Raw genomic sequence first — 2499 nt, forward strand, 5'->3', positions numbered from 1 at the left:
TAACATAAGAATTCTAAGAGAAATATTTTTATGTATATTTACCCTATATTGATTTAAAAAAACTTTTATTTATTAAAAAGTATTTTTAATTAAACAAAACCTTATCTAGCTTTATTAACTAGTATAACTATAGTATAATAATATTATTATAGCAAGTAAATAGAAAAATAGAAGAGGGGACTCAATATATGAGAGGATTGGAAGCATTAAATGCCCTATGGGAAACCTTAAGAAGTATTTTACCATTAACAGCTATACTTGTTTTCTTTCAGTTGGTAATATTGAAAAAACCAATTGAAAATGTAAAAGAATTTGTTGTTGGTCTTTTAATTAGTGTATTTGGATTACATTTCTTTTTAAAAGGGATTACAATGAGTCTTTTTCCTTTAGGAGATTCAGTAGGTAGTAATTTAGTAGTTTTAGAAAGAAAATGGCTTATTGTAATTGTAGCTTTTATTATAGGTTATTTTGGAACCTTAGTAGAGCCAGCTTTAAAGACCCTAGCTTTAGAAGTAGAGGAAATATCCATAGGTGCAATACCACATAAAGTATTAATACATGCTGTTGCAATTGGATTTGGAACTGGAATGGGAATAGGGATATTTAAGATTTTAAATGGAGTATCTTATATAAAGATTATAATACCTTTACTTGGTTTAATAATTGGATTAGCATTTCTAACACCAGAAGAGTTTGTATCTATTGCAATGGACTCAGCCAGTGCAACTACTGGTCCTGTTAATATTCCTTTGAATATGGCTTTGGCAATGGGATTAGCTAAAATTGTGGAACATGCAGACCCACTCTTATCTGGATTTGGAATTATAGGGCTTACATCAATTGGAGCTATGGTTTCAGTATTAGTATTAGGCATATTAACCAAGATATAGGGAGGCGATATTTTTGGATGGAGTTAAATGTATAATTGCTATTGTTGAGAGAGGAAAAGCAGATAAAATAGTTGATAAGGCAAAAAAAGCAGGTGCTAAAGGAGCCACTATTATCTATGGAAGAGGTACAGGAGAAAGCGAAGTTATGAAGTTTTTGAATATCAATATTGAAGCTTCAAAGGAAATTATTCTTGTACTAAGTGAAGAAAAAAAATATAAATCTATATATGATGCCATAATTGAAGCTGGAAGGCTTAAAGAACCTGGAACAGGTATTATATTTACTTTACCGGTAGAAAATCTAGTTGGATTGCGGCATAGGCGAAAATTTGAGAGATAAAATAAAGTTAGTTTAGCTAGATTTTCATTTAATTATTTGATAATAATATTGTAAATATTAAATGAAAGGGAGAGGTATATGTTTAAATGGAAAGATGATTTTAGTGTAAATATTGAAAGTATAGATGATCAACATAAGGAACTATTTAAAATAGGTAATTACCTTTATGAGATTGTATCTATTAAGGACGGGATAGACAGATATGATGAAATTCTAGAAGCTTTACATAAATTAAGGGACTATGCAGTATATCATTTTACATTTGAGGAAAAGATGATGGAAGATAATGGATATCCTAAATTTCAACAACATAAAAGGCAACACGATTCATTTATATCTAAGGTTAAATCCATAGATGAAGAAGAAATAGACGAAAGACAGAAAAAAATAGGAATGGATTTAATTATATTTGTTGCAAATTGGATTGAAAATCATATTTTGAAGACGGATATGGAGTACAAAGAATTTCTGAACGATAAAGGTATATATTAAAATAAAAATAGTGTAAAACATGAATCCAGACAGGTAAATGGGAATAAGCATACCTTGTCTGGATATTTTTTTAAAAACTATTGCATAAGCGTAGCTAAAGTGTTATCATAAAAATGGATACAATTCATAAGAACCACAAACTGTACCCATACATAACATAATATTGGAAGGAGGTTTCTTTAATGGATAATAATCTAAAGTTGTTAATAAGATATGCTATACTTATGGCATTAACTGTAGTGATGACTATGGTTATACACATTCCCACTATTGGCACTAATGGATATTTAAATCTAGGTGATATGGTAGTTTTATTAGCAGCTCTTACTTTAGGTAAAAAGGGTGGATTTGTTGTAGGAGGACTTGGTTCTGCTATGGCGGATTTGTTATTAGGATATTTTCATTATGCACCTATTACATTTATAGTGAAAGGATTGGAAGGATATATAGCAGGAACCTTATTAGAAACAAAAATAGGAAGTAAAAAACCTATAATTGCAACATCTATAGCTGGTATCTTTATGGCTTTTGGATACTTTATACCTGAAATATTTATGTACGGTAAAGGAGCTATAGCATCTATTCCAGGCAATATTATGCAAGGTTTATTAGGGGCAGTAACTTCTGTAGTGCTATATGGAGCATTGAAAAGGACAAAAGCGTTTAATTAAAAGTAGCGGAGTAATTTCCGCTACTTTTATTATACTAAAAAGCCCAGTTTCCATTCTGGAAGACTTGAATTTTTTCTCCGTCTTTAGTTTCGCCAATTATATTTAA

Annotated in this window: 4 protein-coding genes; all 4 read left to right on the forward strand. The window is 30.0% G+C overall.

From position 1 onward, the window contains the following. The first annotated feature begins 188 nt into the window (after positions 1–188). The 4 genes from VK998_RS10895 to VK998_RS10910 all read left to right on the forward strand — a co-directional run bounded on the left by VK998_RS10895 (position 189) and on the right by VK998_RS10910 (position 2393). Positions 189–890, forward strand: coding sequence for a DUF1538 domain-containing protein (locus VK998_RS10895; RefSeq protein ID WP_325228217.1), 702 nt, complete (start codon positions 189–191; stop codon positions 888–890). Positions 891–903: 13 nt separating this feature from the next. After that, positions 904–1230 (forward strand): P-II family nitrogen regulator, encoded by a 327-nt coding sequence (locus tag VK998_RS10900; RefSeq protein WP_325228218.1) that lies wholly within the window; start codon positions 904–906, stop codon positions 1228–1230. A gap of 78 nt (positions 1231–1308) precedes the next feature. Then, on the forward strand, positions 1309–1722 hold the full coding sequence (locus VK998_RS10905) for a bacteriohemerythrin (RefSeq protein WP_325228220.1): 414 nt from the start codon (positions 1309–1311) through the stop codon (positions 1720–1722). Between the two features lie 182 nt (positions 1723–1904). Beyond that, on the forward strand, positions 1905–2393 hold the full coding sequence (locus VK998_RS10910) for an ECF transporter S component (RefSeq protein WP_325228223.1): 489 nt from the start codon (positions 1905–1907) through the stop codon (positions 2391–2393). Positions 2394–2499: the final 106 nt, after the last annotated feature.

Origin of the sequence: Schnuerera sp. (assembly GCF_035459645.1) — a bacterium.
In the GTDB taxonomy this organism is placed as follows: Bacteria; Bacillota; Clostridia; order Tissierellales; family Tepidimicrobiaceae; genus Schnuerera.

Coding starts and splice junctions, on each gene's coding strand:
- VK998_RS10910 (WP_325228223.1), top strand. CDS start 1,905: ATGGATAATAATCTAAAGTTGTTAATAAGATATGCTATACTTATGGCA.
- VK998_RS10905 (WP_325228220.1), top strand. CDS start 1,309: ATGTTTAAATGGAAAGATGATTTTAGTGTAAATATTGAAAGTATAGAT.
- VK998_RS10895 (WP_325228217.1), top strand. CDS start 189: ATGAGAGGATTGGAAGCATTAAATGCCCTATGGGAAACCTTAAGAAGT.